The sequence below is a fragment of the Pseudonocardia sp. TMWB2A genome, from assembly GCF_017312135.1.
Window position 1 is genome coordinate 1,736,304 of record NZ_QKQY01000002.1, and the last position, 19,156, is coordinate 1,755,459.

The 19,156-nt window shown below is 75.8% G+C and carries 16 protein-coding genes; 7 read left to right on the forward strand and 9 right to left on the reverse strand.

Annotation, left to right across the window (positions count from 1 at the left end; all coding sequences use genetic code 11):
- Positions 1-44 precede the first annotated feature (44 nt).
- Together menD and DMP17_RS22710 are read right to left on the reverse strand one after the other, a co-directional pair.
- Positions 45-1,733, reverse strand: coding sequence for a 2-succinyl-5-enolpyruvyl-6-hydroxy-3-cyclohexene-1-carboxylic-acid synthase (gene menD / locus DMP17_RS22705; RefSeq protein ID WP_337830527.1), 1,689 nt, complete (start codon positions 1,731-1,733; stop codon positions 45-47).
- 95 nt (positions 1,734-1,828) lie between these two features.
- On the reverse strand, positions 1,829-2,548 hold the full coding sequence (locus DMP17_RS22710; RefSeq protein WP_226367681.1) for a PIG-L deacetylase family protein: 720 nt from the start codon (positions 2,546-2,548) through the stop codon (positions 1,829-1,831).
- Positions 2,549-2,791: 243 nt separating this feature from the next.
- On the opposite strand from DMP17_RS22710, the gene DMP17_RS22715 reads away from it, so the two are divergent.
- From DMP17_RS22715 to DMP17_RS22725, 3 genes are all read left to right on the forward strand, one after another.
- Positions 2,792-4,069 (forward strand): MFS transporter, encoded by a 1,278-nt coding sequence (locus tag DMP17_RS22715; protein WP_337832713.1) that lies wholly within the window; start codon positions 2,792-2,794, stop codon positions 4,067-4,069.
- A gap of 100 nt (positions 4,070-4,169) precedes the next feature.
- Positions 4,170-4,904, forward strand: coding sequence for a dienelactone hydrolase family protein (locus DMP17_RS22720; protein ID WP_337830528.1), 735 nt, complete (start codon positions 4,170-4,172; stop codon positions 4,902-4,904).
- 20 nt (positions 4,905-4,924) lie between these two features.
- Entirely contained in the window at positions 4,925-6,571 is a 1,647-nt protein-coding gene (locus DMP17_RS22725; protein ID WP_226353918.1) for an ABC-F family ATP-binding cassette domain-containing protein, read from the forward strand.
- Positions 6,572-6,629: 58 nt separating this feature from the next.
- Here DMP17_RS22725 and DMP17_RS22730 read toward each other — a convergent pair whose 3' ends face one another.
- From DMP17_RS22730 to DMP17_RS22755, 6 genes are all read right to left on the reverse strand, one after another.
- On the reverse strand, positions 6,630-6,932 hold the full coding sequence (locus DMP17_RS22730; protein ID WP_226367684.1) for an adhesin: 303 nt from the start codon (positions 6,930-6,932) through the stop codon (positions 6,630-6,632).
- Between the two features lie 127 nt (positions 6,933-7,059).
- The gene (locus DMP17_RS22735) at positions 7,060-7,884 is read right to left on the reverse strand and encodes an aldo/keto reductase (RefSeq protein ID WP_226353920.1); all 825 of its coding nucleotides are present in this window, start codon (positions 7,882-7,884) and stop codon (positions 7,060-7,062) included.
- A 29-nt stretch (positions 7,885-7,913) separates the two neighbouring features.
- Positions 7,914-9,122, reverse strand: coding sequence for a Bcr/CflA family efflux MFS transporter (locus DMP17_RS22740; RefSeq protein WP_337830529.1), 1,209 nt, complete (start codon positions 9,120-9,122; stop codon positions 7,914-7,916).
- Between the two features lie 116 nt (positions 9,123-9,238).
- Positions 9,239-9,823: a TetR/AcrR family transcriptional regulator gene (locus DMP17_RS22745; RefSeq protein WP_226367686.1), complete on the reverse strand. Its 585-nt coding sequence runs from the start codon at positions 9,821-9,823 to the stop codon at positions 9,239-9,241.
- A gap of 7 nt (positions 9,824-9,830) precedes the next feature.
- Positions 9,831-10,676 carry a patatin-like phospholipase family protein gene (locus tag DMP17_RS22750; RefSeq protein WP_226353923.1) on the reverse strand — a complete coding sequence of 282 codons (846 nt, stop codon included), beginning with the start codon at positions 10,674-10,676 and terminating at the stop codon, positions 9,831-9,833.
- A 43-nt stretch (positions 10,677-10,719) separates the two neighbouring features.
- Positions 10,720-13,632, reverse strand: a complete 2,913-nt coding sequence (locus tag DMP17_RS22755) for an FAD-binding and (Fe-S)-binding domain-containing protein (protein ID WP_374203853.1) — start codon at positions 13,630-13,632, stop codon at positions 10,720-10,722.
- 120 nt (positions 13,633-13,752) lie between these two features.
- On the opposite strand from DMP17_RS22755, the gene DMP17_RS22760 reads away from it, so the two are divergent.
- Together DMP17_RS22760 and DMP17_RS22765 are read left to right on the forward strand one after the other, a co-directional pair.
- Positions 13,753-14,646 (forward strand): aminoglycoside phosphotransferase family protein, encoded by an 894-nt coding sequence (locus DMP17_RS22760; RefSeq protein WP_226353925.1) that lies wholly within the window; start codon positions 13,753-13,755, stop codon positions 14,644-14,646.
- Between the two features lie 17 nt (positions 14,647-14,663).
- Positions 14,664-15,566, forward strand: coding sequence for a 1,4-dihydroxy-2-naphthoyl-CoA synthase (locus tag DMP17_RS22765; RefSeq protein ID WP_226353926.1), 903 nt, complete (start codon positions 14,664-14,666; stop codon positions 15,564-15,566).
- A gap of 4 nt (positions 15,567-15,570) precedes the next feature.
- On the opposite strand, the gene DMP17_RS22770 is transcribed toward DMP17_RS22765, so the two are convergent.
- Positions 15,571-15,828: a hypothetical protein gene (locus DMP17_RS22770; RefSeq protein WP_226353927.1), complete on the reverse strand. Its 258-nt coding sequence runs from the start codon at positions 15,826-15,828 to the stop codon at positions 15,571-15,573.
- A 175-nt stretch (positions 15,829-16,003) separates the two neighbouring features.
- On the opposite strand from DMP17_RS22770, the gene menE reads away from it, so the two are divergent.
- Together menE and DMP17_RS22780 are read left to right on the forward strand one after the other, a co-directional pair.
- Positions 16,004-17,227, forward strand: a complete 1,224-nt coding sequence (gene menE / locus DMP17_RS22775) for an o-succinylbenzoate--CoA ligase (RefSeq protein WP_337830530.1) — start codon at positions 16,004-16,006, stop codon at positions 17,225-17,227.
- Between the two features lie 226 nt (positions 17,228-17,453).
- Positions 17,454-19,148, forward strand: coding sequence for a hypothetical protein (locus tag DMP17_RS22780; protein ID WP_337830531.1), 1,695 nt, complete (start codon positions 17,454-17,456; stop codon positions 19,146-19,148).
- The last annotated feature ends 8 nt before the right edge of the window (positions 19,149-19,156 follow it).

Here is a 19,156-nt window from a genome sequence, read left to right on the forward strand (position 1 = left end):
CCGGCCGGACCCGGCGGCGGGCCCGGGACGCGGGCGGGACCGGCTCAGTCCAGCGCCGCGGCGACCACCCGGCGGAGCTCGGCGTGCGCGTCGCGCAGCCCGGCGCGGTGCGCCGCGACCCGGACCAGCCGCCGTCCCGAGCCGGGGCGGGCCGCGAGCTCGCCCGCGTCGCCGCCCCAGTCGGCCGCCCGCCAGCCCGCCGCCCGGGCCAGGGCGACGAGGTCGACGCCGGTCGGCGTGCCGAAGACGCGCTCGAAGGCGTGGGCGTGCGCCGGGCCGCCCTGTTCGAGCAGGTGGAAGATGCCGCCGCCGTCGTCGTCGAGGACGGTGACGGTCAGGTCCGGGGACGGCTCCCCCGGGCCGACGACCAGCCCGGTGGTGTCGTGCAGCAGCGTGAGGTCGCCGAGCAGCAGCGCCGTCGGGCCCGGGTGGGCGAGCGCGGCGCCGAGGGCGGTCGACACCGTCCCGTCGATGCCCGCGACCCCGCGGTTCGACCGCACGGTGAGCCCGGGGCGGGGCACGGCGGCCAGCGCGACGTCGCGCACCGGGTTCGACGAGCCGAGGACGAGCTGCCCGCCGTCGGGCTGGGCGGCGACGAGGTCGCGGGCCAGCCGCAGGCCGGGTGCGCCGGCGGCGGTGCCGTCGTCGAGCGCGGTGTCGAGGGACTTGGCCGCGGCCCGGTCCGCGTCGCGCCAGGACCGCACCCAGTCCTCGGGCGGGGACAGCGCGGGCAGCGCACCGACGGCCCGGACCGTGCCGGCGACGTCGGTCCACGGGGCGCCGTCCGGACCGGGGTCGGCGAACACCGCCACCGACGGGTCGGCGAGCAGCGCGGCGACGCCCCGGTGCAGGGTGGGCCTGCCGAGCACGACGACCTGGGTGGGACGCAGCTCCGGCCGGTCGAGCAGCCACGGCCCGGTGCGCAGCGCGTGCGCCCACCAGCACGACGACGGCTCCGCGACCACCGGGGCCCCGCCGAGCAGGCCGGGGTCCGCGGCGGGCCCGCCCGCCCCGGCGACGACGAGCGTGCGCGCCCCCGGGTCGAGCTCCAGCGGGGGCAGCGTGCGGACCGGGCGGGTCACCGCGGTCCACGGCGCACCGCCGGGCCGCCCGGCGGGCAGGTCCGCGCCCGGCAGACCGGCGTCGTGGTGCCCGGTGTCCGGCCCGGCCGGGTCGTCGTCGGGCACGAGCGGGTCGGTGTAGGGCAGGTCCAGGTGCACCGGACCGGGCGCGCCCGCACCGGCACCGGTGGCCGCGGCGAGCATCCGCGCGACGACCGCCCGCCAGCGCCGCGCCTCCGGCTCGGTGGTGCCCACGGGCACCGGCAGCGCGCCCGCCCAGCGCACCGCGCCGCCGTACAGACCGGTCTGGTCGACGGTCTGGCTGGCGCCGGTGCCGACCAGCTCCGGCGGCCGGTCCGCGGTCAGGACCAGCAGCGGGACCCCCGAGTGCGACGCCTCCAGCACCGCGGGGTGCAGGTTCGCCGCGGCCGTCCCGGACGTGACGACGACCGGGACCGGGCGGCCCGACGCCAGCGACAGCCCGAGCGCGAGGAAGCCCGCGGCGCGTTCGTCGATGCGCACGTGCAGCCGGACCGTGCCCCGCTCGTCGGCCCGGGCCAGCGCGAACGCGGGTGGCGCGTTGCGGGAGCCGGGGCACAGGACCGCGTCGGTGACACCGGCCCGCGCCAGCTCGTCGACGAGGACGCGCGCCTGCGCGGTCGAGCCGTTCACCCCATCACCCCTCACCACGACGGTACCGGCGTACTGCCCGCGATCCCCACCGAGGCCGGTCGGCTGAGGCGCGGATCATCGGTGTTCCGGCCGGTTCAGGGCCGCAGGTACTCGAACGGGGTGGCCGCGGTGGCCCCGGGCAGCTGCTCCGCCGTCCGCTCGGCGGCCGCGCGCAGGAACGTGCCGGGGTCGGTCATCGGGCCGCCGCCCAGCCCGTCGAGGTAGGCGCGGTGCGCGGACAGCGACGCGACGGCGGCGTCGAGGTGCTCGGAGATGTCGACGGCGTGCCGCGCGGCGGGCGAGGAGGCCGCGGCGAGGCCGGTGACCCCGTCCCAGCGCTCCCCCGCCTCGGGGAACAGCCAGCGGTTCGCCGCGTCCCGGACGGCGTCGACCGTCGCCCGTCCGACCGCGACGTGGTCGGCCTGGTTGAGCGTCTCGCCGGCGTCCCAGAACTCGCGGAAGTTGCCGGTCACCACCAGCTGCGGGCGGTGCCTGCGGATCGCGGCGGCGATGTCGCGGCGCAGCGCCACCGAGTACTCGACGAGCCCGTCGGGGTGGTCGAGGAACTCGCACGTGGTGACGCCGACGGCGGCGCAGGCCGCACGCTGCTCGGCCTCGCGCACGCGTCCGCACTCGGCGGGGTCCATCGTGTCGATGCCCGCCTCGCCACGGGTCACCAGCAGGTAGACGACCTCGCGGCCCTGCGCGGTCCACCGGGCGACGGCGCCGGAGCCGCCGTACTCCATGTCGTCGGGATGGGCGACGACGACCAGCGCCCGGTCGAAGTCCTCCGGCAGGGGCAGCAGGTCGGCCATGTGGCCCAGTCTGCCGCGCAGTCGCGACCGGGTGTGGCCGGGGCACGTCACGGTCGGGGTACCGATGTGGCCGGAACCGGTGAAAACGGCGCACGACGGCCCTACCGTGACGCCACCGCAGAAGTCCGTCGACGGGGAGGGACCGTGTCCGACACGCACGCCGGCGCCACCGCGCCGGGATCACCGACGCCACCGGCGTCCGACCAACCGCACACGCCGATCGCGAAGGTCGTCGCGGGGAGCATGCTGGGTACGACCGTCGAGTGGTACGACTACTTCCTCTACGGCGTCGCCGCCGCCCTGGTGTTCCCGGCGGTGTTCTTCCCCGAGTCCGACGGCGCGACCGGGACCCTGCTGTCGCTCGGCACGTTCGCCGTCGGCTTCGTCGCGCGCCCGGTGGGCGGCCTGGTCTTCGGCCACTACGGCGACAAGATCGGCCGCAAGAAGCTGCTGGTCCTGTCGCTCATGATGATGGGCACCTCGACGTTCGCGATCGGCCTGCTCCCGGCCTACGCCACGATCGGGATCGCCGCGCCGCTGCTGCTCGTCGTGCTGCGGCTGGTCCAGGGCTTCGCGCTGGGCGGTGAGTGGGGCGGCGCGGTCCTCATCGTGTCCGAGCACGGCAGGCCCGAGCACCGTGGATTCTGGGCGAGCTGGCCGCAGGCGGGTGCCCCGGCCGGGCAGCTGCTGGCCAACGGCCTGCTCGCGATCATGGCGCTGGTCCAGTCCGAGGAGGCGTTCCTGGCCTGGGGCTGGCGGATCCCGTTCCTGCTGTCCGCGGTGCTGGTGCTCATCGGCCTCTACGTCCGACTCGCCGTCGAGGAGTCGCCGGTCTTCCGGGAGGCGCAGGCCAGGGCGGCCGCGCGGGCCGCGGCCGGCGAGAAGGACACCATGCCGATCCTGGACGTCCTGCGGCTCTACCCGCGCGAGGTCCTGACCGCGATGGGCGCCCGGTTCGCCGAGAACGTCTCGTACTACATCTTCACGATCGTCATCTCGACGTACGTGAAGGAGCAGTTCGGGCTGCCGTCGTCGTTCGTGCTGGGCGCGGTGCTGATCGGTGCCGCGGTGCACCTGGTGACCACCCCGATGTGGGGTGCGGTCTCCGACCGGGTCGGCCGCAAGCCGGTGTACCTGTTCGGCGCCGCCGGCGTCGGCATCTGGGCGTTCGTGTTCTTCTTCCTGGTGGACACGCAGAGCTTCGCCCTCACCGCCGTCGCGGTGACGGTCGGGCTGGTGCTGCACGGCGCGATGTACGGCCCGCAGGCGGCGTTCCTGTCCGAGCTGTTCGGTACCAAGGTGCGCTACTCGGGCATCTCGATCGGCTACCAGCTGGCGTCGGTGTTCGCGGGCGGCCTGGCCCCGCTGATCGCGGCGTCGCTGCTGGTCGCGACGGGTACCGGCTACTCGATCGCGGTGTACATCGCGATCGCGTCGATGGTCACGATCATCGCCGTGGCGAGCTACTCGGAGACCCGCACCCGGCGTCTCGACGACGACGACGCGCTGACCAGGACCTGATCCGGCACGTACCACCCGAACCGCGCCGCGGTCCGGCGGAACGGCTCCCGGGGGCGTAGAACGGGTGCGACCCGTCGATCACCCCCGGGAGGCCGGACCCGTGCCGCGCACCGACTTCACGATCAGCACCCCCGACGGCGACGCCGCCGCCACCCTGCACACCCCGGACGGCGACGGCCCGTGGCCGGGCGTGCTCCTCTACCCCGACGCCGGCGGTGTCCGGCCGGCCATTCACGACATGGCCGCGCACCTGGCGTCGCTCGGGTACGCGGTGCTGCTGCCCGACGTCTACCACCGGCACGGCGACTGGGCCCCGTTCGACTTCGCCACCGTGTTCTCCGACAAGCCCGAGCGGGCCCGGCTGATGGGCATGGTGGGCTCGCTGACTCCCGAGTTCGTCGCCGTCGACGCCGAGGCGTGGGTGACCGCGCTGCTGGAGCGGCCCGAGGTCGGCGGCAGGGCGGTCGGCACCACCGGCTACTGCATGGGCGGGGTGATGAGCCTGCGCACCGCCGCGACGCAGCCCGAGCGGGTCGCGGCCGCGGCGTCGTTCCACGGGGGCAACCTCGCCACCGACGACCCGGCCAGCGTGCACCGGCTCGCCGACCGCATCCGGGCCGAGGTCTACGTGGCCGGCGCGACCGACGACGACTCCTTCCCCGACGAGCAGAAGCGGCGCCTCGGCGACGCGCTGTCCGCGGCCGCGGTGTCGGCGACCCTGGAGACCTACCCGGCGGCGCACGGCTTCGCGGTGCCGGACGCGCCCACCCACGACGACGACGCCGAGCAGCGGCACTGGGACGCCCTGCACCGGCTCTTCGGGGCGAACCTGTAGGGGTAGCGTCTGCGCTCGACATGAGCGCGACCCTTCACGTGACGGGCCTGGCCGCGGGCCACGGCGACCGACCCCTGTTCTCCGGGCTGGACCTCGTCGTCGCGCCCGGCGACGTCATCGGGCTGGTCGGTGCCAACGGCGCCGGCAAGTCCACCCTGCTGACGGTGCTGGCCGGCTCGCGGCCCCCGGACGACGGGTCGCTGACCCTCGCCCCGCCCGACGCGACCGTCGGGCACCTGCCGCAGGAGCCCGACCGGCGTCCCGGGGAGACGGTCGCCGGGTTCCTGGCGCGCCGGACCGGCGTCGCCGACGCGCAGGCGACGATGGACGCCGAGGCGGAGGGGCTGGCGTCGGGCACCCCCGGCGCCGACGACCGCTACGCCGCCGCGCTGGACCGCTGGCTGGCCCTCGGCGGCGCCGACCTCGACGAGCGCTCCGGTGAGGTGCTGCGCGAGGTCGGGCTGGCGGTCGGCCCGGACGCCCCGATGACCGGGCTGTCCGGCGGGCAGGCGGCGCGGGCGAACCTCGCGGCGCTGTTGCTGTCGCGCTACGACCTGCTGCTGCTCGACGAGCCCACCAACGACCTCGACCTCGACGGCCTGGAACGGCTGGAGCGGTTCGTGGGCGGCCTGGCCCGGCAGGGCACGCCGACGGTGCTGGTCAGCCACGACCGGGAGTTCCTGGCGCGCACGGTGAACCGGATCGTCGAGCTGGACCTGGTCCAGCAGCGGATCGACGTCTACGACGGCGGCTACGAGTCCTACCTCGCCGAGCGCGAGGTGGCCCGCCGGCACGCCCGCGAGGACTACGAGGAGTACGCCGGGAAGCTCGGGACCCTCCAGCAGCGCGCGGTCATGCAGCGCAACTGGATGGCCCAGGGCGTGCGCAACGCCCGGCGCAAGACGAAGGACCCGGACAAGAACGTCCGCGCGCAGCGCCAGGAGTCCAGCGAGAAGCAGGCCGCGAAGGCCCGGCAGACCGAGCGGGCGATCGAGCGGCTGGAGGTCGTGGAGGAGCCCCGCAAGGAGTGGGAGCTGCGGATGGAGATCGCCTCCGCACCCCGGTCCGGGTCGGTCGTCGCGCGGGCCGACGCCGCCGCCGTGCGGCGCGGGGACTTCGCGTTCGGCCCGGCCACGGTGCAGGTGGGCTGGGCGGACCGGGTCGTCGTCACCGGCGCGAACGGGGCGGGCAAGTCGACGTTGCTCGGGCTGCTGCTCGGCCGGATCGCCCCGGACTCGGGCTCGGCGGGGCTCGGCTCGGGGGTGCTGGTCGGCGAGATCGACCAGGCCCGCGGCGCCTTCCTCGGGGACGCGACGCTGCTGCGCGCGTTCGGCGAGCAGGTGCCGGACTGGCCCGAGTCCGAGGTGCGGACGCTGCTCGCGAAGTTCTCCCTGGGCGCGGACCAGGTGCTGCGGACGGCGTCGTCGCTCTCGCCGGGCGAGCGGACCCGCGCCGCGCTGGCGCTGCTGCAGGCGCGCGGGGTGAACCTGCTGGTGCTCGACGAGCCGACCAACCACCTCGACCTGCCCGCCATCGAACAGCTGGAGCAGGCGGTCGAGGACTTCGACGGGACCGTCCTGCTGGTGACCCACGACCGGCGGATGCTCGACACGGTGCGCGCCACCCGCCGCTGGGACGTCCGCGACGGGACCGTCACCGAGCTCTGAGACGGCCGTGGCCCCACCGGGTTCCCGGCGGGGCCACGACGTCGGTGTCGGGGGTGGGTCAGGCGGTCTCGGGCTGCTCGACGATCGCGAAGCGCAGCTCCTGCTCGCCCTGCTCGGTCGCCACGGGCTGGACGTCGAGGACCTTGTCGTCCAGGAGCTCCGCCGCGGCCGGCTCGAGGAAGACGGTGATGCCCTCCCCGCGCAGCACGGTGTCCTGCGTGTCGCCCTCCTGCGCGAGGGCCAGTTCGAGGCCCTGCGCCGGGTCGGGCGCGGAGATGCGCAGGCCGCCGTCGTCGGGCAGCTCCGCGTCGGTGCTCAGGGTCCTGATCGCCTCGGCGGCGTTCTCGGTGATCGCCAACATCGTCCCCACCGTACGGACGCGGGCGCACACGTCCACCGCGCCGGCCCGTCCGCGTCCCCGGTCGGGTGACCCGTGGCGCCGTGCCCTCCGCAGATGCCGGACGGTGACACCCGTCACCCCCACCGGATCAGCCGAAGTCGTCGGGGTCCGGGCCGATGCGCTCGCCGGTGTGGAGCTTCTCGACGGCGGCGATGTCGTCCTCGCTCAGCGCGAAGTCGAAGATCTCGGAGTTCTCCTTGATCCGCTCCGGGTTGTTCGACTTCGGGAAGACGATGTTCCCGAGCTGGATGTGCCAGCGGAGCACGACCTGCGCGGCGGACTTGCCGACCCGCTCGGCGATCTCCTTCAGCTCGGGCGCGTCGAGCAGGCCCTTGCCCTGACCGATCGGGCTCCACGCCTCCAGCGCGATGTCGTGCTGCTGGAGGTACTCGCGCAGCTCGCGCTGCACCAGGTGCGGGTGAAACTCGATCTGGTTGATCGCGGGGACCGTGGAGGTCTCCTCCGCCAGCCGGTCGAGGTGGCCGGGCTGGAAGTTCGAGACGCCGATCGACAGCGCTTTGCCCGCCTTCTGCGCGTCCTCGAGGCCCTGCCAGGTCTCGACGTAGCGGTTCTCCTTCGGGCGCGGCCAGTGGATGAGGTACAGGTCCACGTGGTCGAGGCCGAGCTTGGTGAGGCTCTCGTCGAGCCTGCTCACCGCCGCCTCCCGGCCGTGCCCGTCGTTGTTCAGCTTGGTGGTGATCCACAGCTCGTCGCGCGGGATGCCGGAGTCGGCGATGGCCTTGCCGACGCCCTCCTCGTTGCCGTACATCTGCGCGGTGTCGATGTGGCGGTAGCCGACATCGAGGGCCGCCCTGACCTTCTCCGCGGTGTCACCGGGCTCGATCTGGAAGACGCCGAAGCCGAGCTGGGGGATCTCGCGGCCGTCGTTCAGCTTGATCGTGGGAACAGTCATGGCCCTCGGCTACCCGGGCCGTTGCGCGCTCATGCGACCCCGTGGGATCGGTCTCCGGCAGGAATACGTGCCCGGGGCAGTGCGAGCGTGAGCAGGACGGCGACGACGGCGATGCCGAGCAGCAGACCGGTCCAGACGACGGGCCCTGCGGCGGCCGCGGCACCCGCGGCGGCGGTGCCCACCGCCCCCAGCACGAACTGGCACGCCCCGAGCACCGCGCTCGCCGACCCGAGGCCCTCCGAGCGGGCGTTCATGGCCGCACCCATCAGGACCGGCTCGGTGATCCCGAGCCCGGCCAGGGCGACGGCGAAGGACACGGCGAGCACCCCGATCGGCAGCCCGGCGACGGCGGCGAGGGCGGCGCCGACCGCCCCGGCGACGATCAGCGCCGCGCCGAGCACCGCGTTCGTCCGTCCGGGGAGCCGGTCGGCCAGCACGTGTGCGGCGCCGGCCCCGACGGCGACGGCGACCGCGGTCGCCCCGAACAGCAGCCCGAACTCCGAGGCGCCCAGGCCGTAGGCGCCGCGGTACACGTACGACGCACCTCCGATGTAGGCGAACAGGAAGCCGAAGACGGTGCAGATCGCGGCGGCCGGTACGACGAACGCACGGTCGCGCAGCAGCGAGCCGTACCCGCGCAGCGTCGCCCCCGGCCGGAACGGCGTGCGCGCGCCGACCGGCAGGGACTCGGGCAGGAACCGGGCCGCCGCGGCGAGGGTGAGCGCGCCGAGCACGGCCAGCGCCACGAAGACCGCGCGCCAGCCCGCGGCGTCGTCGAGGGCACCGCCCGCCGCGGGCGCGATGATCGGCGCGACGGCGACCACCACCATCAGCGCGGCGTAGAGCCGGGTCGCGGCGTCGCCCTCGGCGCGGTCGCGCACCGAGCTGTTGGCGACGACGACGGTGACCGCGCCGCCCGCGGCCTGCAGCAGCCGGGCGGCCACGAGGACCGCCATGGACGGGGCGAGCGCGGCGACGACCGAGCCCGCGGTGAACAGCGCGAGCCCGGCCAGCAGCGGTGTGCGGCGGCCGACGGCGTCGGTCAGCGGGCCGGCGAACAGCTGCCCGAGGCCGAGCACCAGCAGGTAGCCGGTCAGCGTCAGCTGGGTGACCCACACCGGGGCACGGAACTCGGCCGCGATGTCGGGCAGCGACGCGAGGTACATGTCGATCGCGAACGGGCCCAGCCCGACGACGACGGCGAGGGTGAGCGTGAAGGAGCGCGGAGGCGCGGTCATGGAGCACCAGGTCCTGGTCGGAGCGCCCGCTCGGCGGGAGACGATCCCAGGGTAGGGAGAATTGATGCACCTGCACCACTTTTTGCGGTGTGGTGTGCTCCGCGACACGACCGCGGCTACTCCCCGTCGAGGGCGGCGGCCAGCTCGTCGGCGACGAACCCGGCCAGGCCGGTGCGGCCCTGCACGGCGGCGGCGAGCAGCGCGCCGTCCATGAGCAGCAGGTAGCGGCGGGCGGAGCGCTCCGGGCGCCCGCAGGCCCGCAGCGTCGCCGCCACGTCGTGCTCGGTGCCCGCCCACTGCTCGGCGAGCTCGCGGGCCAGCCGGGGGCTCTCCCGGGCCGCGTCGGCGAGCGAGCCGACGACGCCGCGCAGGGTGTCGTCGTCGAGCGGGGCCCCGAGGCCGCTGCGGACCAGCCGGTCGACGAGCTCGGCGGTGCCGGGGGCGGCGCCCGCCGGCACCGTGGCGGCCTCCCGCGCGGCGTCGCGCCGGGCCCGGTCGAGATCGGCCAGGACCGCCGAGAGCAGGTCCTCGCGGGTGGAGAAGTAGTAGCGGATCGCCCCGCCGGGGACCCCGGCCCGGGCGGCGACGTTGCGGTGGGTCACCGCGCTCATCCGCTCCCCGACCAGGATCTCGGTGGCCGCGGTGAGGATCGCGCGCTGGCGCTCGTCGCTGCGTTCCTGCCGGGTCCGGCGCGGGGGCACCGCGGGCTCAGCCCCAGACCCGCGCGACCTCGGCGGCGACGTCCGCCGCCTGCGCCCGGCCGGCCCGCGCCGAGCCCGGACGGCGGGCCGGGTCGAGCGGGTTGCGGCCGAACGCGCGGCGCGAACGCCGGTCCGGCTCGACGACCGCGACCCGGGCGAGCGCGCCGAGCGCCTCGGCCTGGACCCGGGGCGGCGCGGCCCCGCCGAGCCCGCCGGACAGCGGCGCCACCACGACAACGCGGCCGTAGCCCGCGGCGAGGTCGGCGTTGGCCATGGAGCGGACCCCGCCGTCGATCCACCGGGTGCCCGCGGCCGTGACCGGCGGCCAGACGCCGGGCACCGCGCAGCTGGCGGCGACCGCGGTGGCGAGCTCGACGCCGTCGTCGCGGCCGAAGACCCGGAACGCGCCGGTGTGCGCGTCGACGGCGGTGACCCGCAGGTCCCGGTCGGCGGGCCAGTCCGCGCCGTCGAGCCGCGACCGGATCACCGCGATCCGCTCGGCCTCGTCGACCGTGTCGGTGTCGAGGGCGAGACGGCCGATCCGGGCCCGGACCCGGGTCGCGTCGCGCGGTCCGGAGAGCGCGGCGACGCCGTAGCGGACCGCCAGCCGCAGCCCGAGGGTCGCGGCGATCTCCCCGGACGGCGGGGCGAGCTGGGTCGCGGCGAGCGCGGCCGGGTCACGCCCGACGGCCAGGTTGGTGCCCACCACCGACCCCGCCGAGGTCCCGACGACGAGGTCGACGTCGCGCAGGTCGACGCCGTCGGCGAGGAGCCCGGCCAGCAGCCCGTACATCCAGGCGATGCCGGTCAGCCCGCCGCCGCCCAGCACCAGCGCCCGTCGGTCGTCGGCCATGGGGTCCTCCCTCGTCGGTCTCCCGCACGATCGCGGGAGGCGATCACCCCCGCAGGGCGCGGGCCGCGATCTGGGCCAGGTGCACCGGCTCCCGCTCGCCGGCCTGACGGACCTGGGTCCGGCAGGAGTAGCCGTCGGCGAGCAGGTCCACGGACTCGTCGGCGGCGCGCAGCGCGGGCAGCAGGGCCCGCTCGGCGCACGCCATCGACACGTCGTAGTGGCCGTCCTCGAACCCGAAGTTGCCGGCCAGGCCGCAGCAGCCGGAGTCGAGCACGGTGGCGTCGACGCCGAGCGCCGCCAGCACCGCGCGGTCGGGCTCCGAGCCCAGCTCGGCGTGCTGGTGGCAGTGGATCTGCACCAGCGCGGCACCGTTCCCGGTCCCCGCGACGGCCGACAGCTCGTCGGCGTGCCGGGCCAGCAGCTCGGCGAAGGTCGACACCTGCCGCGCCAGCAGCGGCACCCGCGGGTCGTCGGGCAGCAGCTCCGCGGCGTCGCTGCGCAGCGCGGCGGTGCAGGACGGCTCCAGCCCGACGACCGGGATGCCGGCGTCGAGCGCCGGGCCGATCGCGCGCAGGCTGCGCGCCAGCACCCGGCGGGCCGCGGTGACCTGGCCGGTGGAGGTCCAGGTCAGGCCGCAGCACACGTTCTTCGGGGGCAGCTCGACCCGGTACCCGAGCCCGGTGAGGACCGCGACGGCGTCGGCCGCGATCTCCGGGTCGAAGTGGTCGGTGAAGGTGTCGGTCCACAGCAGCAGCGGGCCGCGGCTGCCGGGCGCGACGCCGAGGTCCGGCACCGTCGACATCGGCAGCCCGCGGGCGGCCTGCGCCGTGTAGGTCTCCCGGGCGATCGGCGGGATGGCGCGACGGGCGTCGATACCGCCCGCCTTCTTCGCGACCTTCGCCAGGAACGGCACCTGCGCGAGCCGGTTCAGCCCGTCGACGGCCGCGGCCGGCAGCACCCCGACCGCGCGCAGCCAGCGCGGGAGCGCCCCCATCGAGTAGTGCGCGCGCGGGCGCAGCTTCCGGTGGTAGCGGTTCGCGAGGAACTCGGTCTTGTACGAGGCCATGTCGACCCCGACCGGGCAGTCGGACTTGCAGCCCTTGCAGGACAGGCACAGGTCGAGGGACTCGGCGACCTCGTCGGACTGCCAGCCGTCCTTGATGATCTCGCCGTTCGCCATCTCGAACAGCAGGCGGGCGCGGCCGCGGGTGGAGTGCTTCTCCTCCTTGGTCACGTTCCAGCTGGGGCACATGACCCCGGAGCCGGTGTCGACGGCGCACTTGCCGACGCCCAGGCAGCGGCGGGTGGCGCGGTGGAAGGAGCCGCGGTCGTGGCCGAAGGCCAGCTTCGGCTCGTCGGGCATGGTCGGCATGCCGAGCTGGACGCGCAGGTTCTCGTCCATCGTCGCCGGGCGCACGACGCGGCCGGGGTTCATCCGGTCGTCCGGGTCCCAGATCCCCTTGAAGTCCTCGAACGCGGCGATGATCTGCGGCGGGTACATCCGCGGGAGCAGCTCGGCGCGGGCCTGGCCGTCGCCGTGCTCACCGGACAGCGACCCGCCGTGCGCGACGACGAGGTCCGCGGCCGCGGTCATGAAGTCCCGGAAGTTCTGCACGCCCGGCTTGGTGAGCAGGTCGAAGTCGATCCGCACGTGCAGACAGCCGTCGCCGAAGTGGCCGTAGTAGATGCCCTTGCGGCCGTGGGCCTCCAGGACCTTGTCGAACTCGCGCAGGTAGGCGCCGAAGCGCTCCGGCGGGACGGCGGCGTCCTCCCAGCCGGGCCAGGCCTCGCCGCCCTCGGGCGAGCGGGTCAGCAGGCCCGCGCCCTCCTCGCGGATCTTCCACAGCGCGGCCATCCGGGCCGGCTCGCCGACGACGACCGCACCGGTCGTCCAGGCCTTCATCGCGTCGGCGACGGCCTGCGCGGCTGCCTCCGCCTCGGCGCGGGTGGCCCCGCCGGTCTCGACGTAGAGCCAGCCCTTGCCCTCGGGGAGCATCCGGCTCGTCGTCTCGTTCGGGCGCAGGGCGCGCAGCGAGGCGATCAGCCCGGCGTCCATGCCCTCGATCGTCAGCGGCGAGTGCTCGCGGACGATCATCACGTTGTCCGCGGCGTGGTAGGCGTCGGGGAAGCCGAGCACGGCCAGCGCCCGCGCGGGCGGGGACTCGACGAGGTCGACGGTCGCGGACAGGATCGTCGCGCAGGTGCCCTCGGTGCCGACCAGCGCCTTGGCCAGGTTCACGTTGCCCGGGACGAGCTGGTCGAGGTTGTAGCCCGACACCCGCCGGGTCAGCTCGGGCACGTGCTTCTCGACGTCGTCGGCGACCCGCGCGCCCAGCGCACGCAGCGCGTCCGGGATCGTGCCGGTCTCGGTGCCGTCGCCGCCCAGCACGAGCCGCTCGCCGCGGTAGGTGAGGACCTCCAGCGATGCGACGTTGTCGACGGTCTTGCCCCAGGCCACCGAGTGCGAGCCGCAGGCGTTGTTGCCGATCATCCCGCCGATCGAGCAGCGGTTGTGCGTCGACGGGTCCGGGCCGAACGTCAGGCCGTGCGGCTTGCCGGCGTCGCGCACGGCGTCGCAGACGGCACCCGGCTGCACGGTCGCGGTCCGGGCGTCGGGGTCCACGGACAGGATCGCGTCCATGTGCGTGCGGAAGTCCATCGCGACCGCGGTGTTGACGGCCTGGCCCGCGATGGAGGTGCGCGACCCGACCGGCAGCACCGGCACGTCGTGGGTGCGGCACACGGCGACGGCGGCCTCGACGTCGGCGGCGTCGCGCGGGCAGATCACGCCGATCGGGACGCCCCGGTAGTTCGAGGCGTCCGCCGACCACATCGCGCGGCTGCCCGCGTCGAACCGGACCTCACCGCCGATGGCGGCACGCAGGTCGTTCTCCAGGGCGCGGTACGCGGTGCTGCTCGTGGAGCTGCTCGCGGTGGTGGGACGCGCGCTCTCGATGGTCACGGGGCTCCTCTCGGCCGTCCGGGGCACCCGAGACGCTACCCCGCGCCCCCCGGGGCCCCGCCCGTGCCGGGACGGCGGTTGCGGTGATCCGGATCGCCGCACCAGGCTGCCCCGGTGCACCGCGACGAGCTCGCCGACACCGTCGTCCGGGTCTGGGGCGACCGGGGAGCGGCCTGGCTCGCCGGACTCGGCCCGCTGCTGGCCGGGCTGGCCACCGAGCTGGACCTGGAGCCCGGCCCGGCGCTGCCGCAGACCTACCACGCGGTGCGGGCGGTGACCTGCGCCGACGGGACCCCGGCCGTGCTCAAGGCGGGGGTCCCCGACGGGCACCTCGACGCCGAGATCGCCGCGCTGCGCGCCTGGGACGGGGACGGTGCCGTCCGGCTGCTGTGGGCCGACCCGGCCCGCGGGGCGCTGCTGCTCGAACGCGCGTGTCCCGGGACCGAGCTCGCCACCCGGCCCGACGACGACGCCGTCGACGTCGTGGGCGGGCTGCTGGCCCGGCTGCACGCGGCCCCCTTACCGCCCGGGGTCGACCACGTCGCGGCCGAGCGGGCCGCGTTCGACGCGCACCTGGCCCGCCCCGCCGCGGTGCTGCCCCGGCCGCTGGTGGAACGGGCGGCGGCACTGTGGACGCAGCTGTGCGGCTCCGCGGAGCGCGAGGTGCTGCTGCACGGCGACCTGCACCAGCACAACGTCCTCGCCGCGACCCGGGAGCCGTGGCTGGCGATCGACCCGCACGGACGGACCGGCGACCCCGGCTACGACTGCGGCCAGCTGCTGTACAACCCGCTCGACGCCGACCCGGCCGAGCTGGCCCGCCGCGCGCCGGACCGGCTGGAACGGCTCGCCGACGCCGTCGGGATCGGGTGGGACCGCGCCGTCGCGTGGGGGTTCGCGGTGTGCGTGCTGTCCGAGGTGTGGGACGCCGACGGCGACACCGGGTGGGACGGCCCGGGCCCCGCACTGGCCGTGGCCCGACGGCTGGCGCCGCTCGTCGCGGAGTGAGTCCTTAGGGTTCGGCCATGACCGTCTCCGAGACCTTCGACCCGGACGCCTGGACGCCGGTCGACGGGTTCGACTTCCGCGACATCACCTACCACCGCGCCCGCGCCACCGGCGCCGTGCGGATCGCGTTCGACCGTCCCGAGGTCCTCAACGCGTTCCGGCCGGGCACCGTCGACGAGCTCTACCGCGCCCTGGAGCACGCCCGGACCAGCGCCGACGTGGGCGCGGTGCTGCTGACCGGGAACGGCCCCTCCCCGAAGGACGGCAAGCGCGCCTTCTGCTCCGGCGGCGACCAGCGCATCCGTGGCCGCACCGGCTACCAGTACGCCTCCGGGGACACCGCGGAGACCGTCGAGCAGGGCCGGGCCGGGCGGCTGCACATCCTGGAGTGCCAGCGGCTGATCCGGTTCATGCCGAAGGTCGTCATCGCCGTGGTGAACGGCTGGGCCGCCGGTGGCGGGCACTCGCTGCACGCCGTCGCCGACCTCACGATCGCCTCCCGCGAGCACGCCCGCTTCAAGCAGACCGACGCCGACGTCGGCTCGTTCGACGGCGGCTACGGCTCGGCGTACCTGGCCCGCCAGGTGGGGCAGAAGTTCGCCCGGGAGATCTTCTTCCTCGGCCGCACCTACAGCGCCGAGCAGATGCACCACATGGGCGCGGTCAACGCCGTGGTCGACCACGCGGACCTGGAGACCGAGGCCCTGCAGTGGGCGTCGGAGATCAACGGCAAGTCACCGCAGGCCCAGCGGATGCTGAAGTACGCCTTCAACCTCGCCGACGACGGTCTGGTCGGCCAGCAGCTCTTCGCCGGTGAGGCGACCCGGCTGGCCTACATGACCGACGAGGCGGTGGAGGGCCGGGACTCGTTCCTGGAGAAGCGGGACCCGGACTGGTCGCCGTTCCCCTGGCACTACTAGGTCGTCACTCCGCGGCGGGGCGCGGCCGGGGCACGGGGACCGGCCGCGCCGCGACGACGGCCCGCGGGCCGCTCTGCTGCGGGACGGCGACCGCCGGGCGCTGCGGCGCCGCGGCCGGGGGTACCGGGCCGGACGGCACGTCGAAGGCCAGGGCCGCGAGCTCGCCGGCGACCGCACGGTGCCCGGAGCCGGCGGGCCGGCGGCAGCGCAGCGAGCGCGGGCTGCCGGTCGGGGACGCGTCGGCGGTGGCGGTGTACGGCATGGTGAGCTCCTTCGAACCCGTGACCGGCGGGCGGGTGCGCCGCCGCTCTCACCCCCTGAGTCGGGTGGGAGGCCCCCCGCGTTGCACCTCCCCTACACCGTTCCCCGAATCTGATGAAAGACGCCGTTCGGACGCCGCTCCCGGTGCGTGCGTCACGACAGACAGGGTTGACAGCATGACTGTGCGTGCACTTCCGGTGGACGGCTCCGCGGAGTCGGTGACCCGGCTGGCGGCCGCGCTGCGGGCCGCCGTCGACGGCACGGGTCCCGCGGTGCTGCCCGTGCGGGCCGAGCCGGGCCCGGGCCCGGGTGCCGCGGGGCCGGACACCGCCGGGTCGGATGCGCTGCCCGGGCCGGTGGCGCGGGCCGCCGCGGCCGGGGAGCTGCCCGACGGGCTCGCCGCCGTCGTCGCCACCTCGGGGTCGACCGGGGAGCCCAAGTACGTCGCGCTCACCGCGGACGCGCTGCGGGCCTCGGCCGCGGCGACGCACGCCCGCCTCGGCGGCCCGGGGTCGTGGCTGCTCACGCTGCCCGCCGAGCACGTCGCCGGGGTCCAGGTGGTGCTGCGCGCCCTGCTCGCGGACACCGCCTGCGTGGTCCAGGACGTCCGCGGCGGCTTCCGGCCCGACGGCCTGGCCCGCGCCACCGGGCGGATGGCGCACGGCACCCGTCGCTACACCAGCCTCGTCCCGACCCAGCTGGCGCGGATCCTCGACCACGGCGGTGCCCCGCTGTACGCCCTGGCCGGGTACGACGCCGTGCTCGTCGGCGGGGCCGCGCTGGACCCGCGGCTGCGCGGGCGCGCGCTCGCCGAGGGGATCCGGGTGGTCACCACCTACGGGATGAGCGAGACCTGCGGCGGCTGCGTCTACGACGGCGTCCCGCTCGACGGCGTCGAGGTCACCCTCGACCCGGCCGACGGACGGGTGGTGCTCGGCGGACCGGTCGTCGCCGGCGGGTACCTGGGGGCGCCGGAGGCGACCGCGGAGGCCTTCGTGTCCGACGGGGGCGTCCGCCGGTTCCGGACCGGGGACCTCGGCGCGCTCGCGCCGGACGGGACGCTGACCGTCCTGGGCCGGGTCGACGACGTCGTCAACACCGGGGGCGAGAAGGTCGCGCCGGCCGCGGTGGAGCGGGCGCTCCTGGCGGTCGACGGCGTCCGCGCGGCGTGCGTCGTCGGCCTCCCCGACGACGAGTGGGGCCAGATCGTGGCCGCGCTCGTGGTGCCCTCCGAGGCCGCACCGGACGATCACGCTCTGTGTGCCGCGGTCCGCGCGGCGTGCGGCCGGGCCGCCGTGCCGCGGCTGCTGCTGCGGGCCGACACCGTGCCCGAGCGCGGGATCGGCAAGCCCGACCGCACCGCCGTCGCGGAGATCCTGGCGGGGGCGCGCCGCACCTGACCGCTCACCCAGCGGAGTTGTCGGTCACGGTGGGCAGTCGGATCACGGCGTTGCGTCACGGTCTCCACCACCCGATCCGTGTACACACCTTGGAGTTGGTTCACGCAGCGTGCGTTGCGCGCACCCCTCAGATCGAGTGTGCTTCGACCACTGGCGACACAGAGCCCTCACCCATCACAGGGCTCCCCGTCGTCACACGAGTCACAGCGATCAGCGGGGGTTGTCCATGCGCAGCATCACGCGGGCCGGGCTGCGGGCCATCGGTCTGCTCGCCGCGACCGGCGCGCTCTGTGCCGCCGCCACGGTCCCGGCGATGGCCGACGAGCCGGGCACGACGTGGCAGCCGGAGCTGAGCGAGGGCACCGGCAACGGTGTCGTCGTCTCGCCCGACGGGGCCCGGTTCGACCGGTCGACGGCCTTCGGGGCCCCGGCGGACGAGGGGGACACGGAGTCCTCCGCCGACCCGGCCGAGGTGGTCCCGACCGGGCTGCTGACCCTCGCGCCGCGCACCCTGGACGCCCCGACCCGGGAGGTCGACTCCCGGCTCGTCGCGGACACCCCGCCCGGCTCGACGGCGTCGGTCGACGTCCGCGGGAAGCGGACGGGCGGCGGCTGGACCGAGTGGATCCCCGCCCAGGACTCCCGCATCGAGCTGCCGGAGGCCGTCACCGAGGTGCAGGGACGCCTGGTCCTCACCGCCACCGGCGCGGCCGACCCGACCGTCCGGGAGCTCACCCTCACCGCGACGCCCGGCTCCGGCGCCGAGAGCGAGCCGGTCACCGAGGCCGCGCCGCGCAGCTACTCGGTGTTCGCCACCCGCGAGGGGCTCGTCGGCGGCACCACCGCGAACGGCCACAAGATCGTCAACCGGGACCGCTTCGTCGCGCTGCCCTCGCGCCGGGCGCTCTCGGCCAACGGCAAGACCGACTACTCGGTCAAGGTCTGCGCCCCCAACGGGCGCTGCGCGATCGCCCCGGTCTGGGACATCGGCCCGTGGAACACCAAGGACGACTACTGGAACCCGTCGAACCAGCGGGAGATGTGGAAGGACCTGCCCCAGGGCGTGCCGCAGGCCGCGGCCGCGCGCAACGGGCACAACGGCGGCAAGGACCAGTTCGGGCGCCGGGTCGCCAACCCGGCGGGCATCGACCTGGGCGACGGCATCTTCTGGGACGTCCTCGGCCTGAAGGACAACTCGCAGGTCCAGGTCGACTACCTGTGGACCGGGTCGCAGCGGCTGTCCGCGATCCGCACCGAGGGCACCCCGGACATCCAGATCCTCGCCCGGCCCGAGGCCGGCGCGGAGTCGGTCGGGATCGCCGTCGACGCCACCGAGGTGCCGGTGCAGTGCACCTCCGGCGCGTTCGTCCGGATCGGCGACGGCCAGTACCTCCCGGCGACGGCATTCACCGGGCTGCCGGGCGACGTCCCGGCCTGCGACGCGGCGGCCCCGTCCGCACCCTCGCCCGCGGCCCCCGCGGCCCCCGCGGCCCCCGCCGCCCCCGCCGCCCCCACCGCGCCCGACGCCTCCGCTGCTCCGTCGGCGCCCGGCACTCCCGCGGCTCCCGGCACCTCCGCGGCTCCCGCGGGGCCCGACGCCTCCGCCGCGGTGGGCGGTTCGCCGGCTCCGGTCCCAGCTGCCCCCGCCGCACCGTCCGCGGCCACCCCGTCCGCGTCTGCACCGTCCTCATCGACGCCGTCCGCACCGCCCGCGCCGTCCGCACCGCCCGCGCCGTCCGCACCCTCCGCGGCGACGGGGCCGGGAGCCGGGGCACCGGCCGCCGGCGGGTCCACGGCGGGCACCCCCTCACCCGGGTCCTCCACCGCGCCCACGCCCGCGACCGGCGTCCCCACCGGCGACAACCAGGCCGCCCGCGTGACCCCCGGCTCGGCCCAGCGGGCACCCTCCGGCACCTCCTGACCGTCCTG

What these genes read in the sequence shown, in the direction of transcription:
- DMP17_RS22710 (WP_226367681.1), bottom strand. Translation starts at nt 2,548, where the DNA reads ATGGCCGACCTGCTGCCCCTGCCGGAGGACTTCGACCGGGCGCTGGTC.
- DMP17_RS22765 (WP_226353926.1), top strand. Translation starts at nt 14,664, where the DNA reads ATGACCGTCTCCGAGACCTTCGACCCGGACGCCTGGACGCCGGTCGAC.
- menE (WP_337830530.1), top strand. Translation starts at nt 16,004, where the DNA reads ATGACTGTGCGTGCACTTCCGGTGGACGGCTCCGCGGAGTCGGTGACC.
- DMP17_RS22770 (WP_226353927.1), bottom strand. Translation starts at nt 15,828, where the DNA reads ATGCCGTACACCGCCACCGCCGACGCGTCCCCGACCGGCAGCCCGCGC.
- DMP17_RS22735 (WP_226353920.1), bottom strand. Translation starts at nt 7,884, where the DNA reads ATGACTGTTCCCACGATCAAGCTGAACGACGGCCGCGAGATCCCCCAG.
- DMP17_RS22715 (WP_337832713.1), top strand. Translation starts at nt 2,792, where the DNA reads ATGCTGGGTACGACCGTCGAGTGGTACGACTACTTCCTCTACGGCGTC.
- DMP17_RS22750 (WP_226353923.1), bottom strand. Translation starts at nt 10,676, where the DNA reads ATGGCCGACGACCGACGGGCGCTGGTGCTGGGCGGCGGCGGGCTGACC.
- DMP17_RS22730 (WP_226367684.1), bottom strand. Translation starts at nt 6,932, where the DNA reads ATGTTGGCGATCACCGAGAACGCCGCCGAGGCGATCAGGACCCTGAGC.
- DMP17_RS22740 (WP_337830529.1), bottom strand. Translation starts at nt 9,122, where the DNA reads ATGACCGCGCCTCCGCGCTCCTTCACGCTCACCCTCGCCGTCGTCGTC.
- DMP17_RS22725 (WP_226353918.1), top strand. Translation starts at nt 4,925, where the DNA reads ATGAGCGCGACCCTTCACGTGACGGGCCTGGCCGCGGGCCACGGCGAC.
- DMP17_RS22780 (WP_337830531.1), top strand. Translation starts at nt 17,454, where the DNA reads ATGCGCAGCATCACGCGGGCCGGGCTGCGGGCCATCGGTCTGCTCGCC.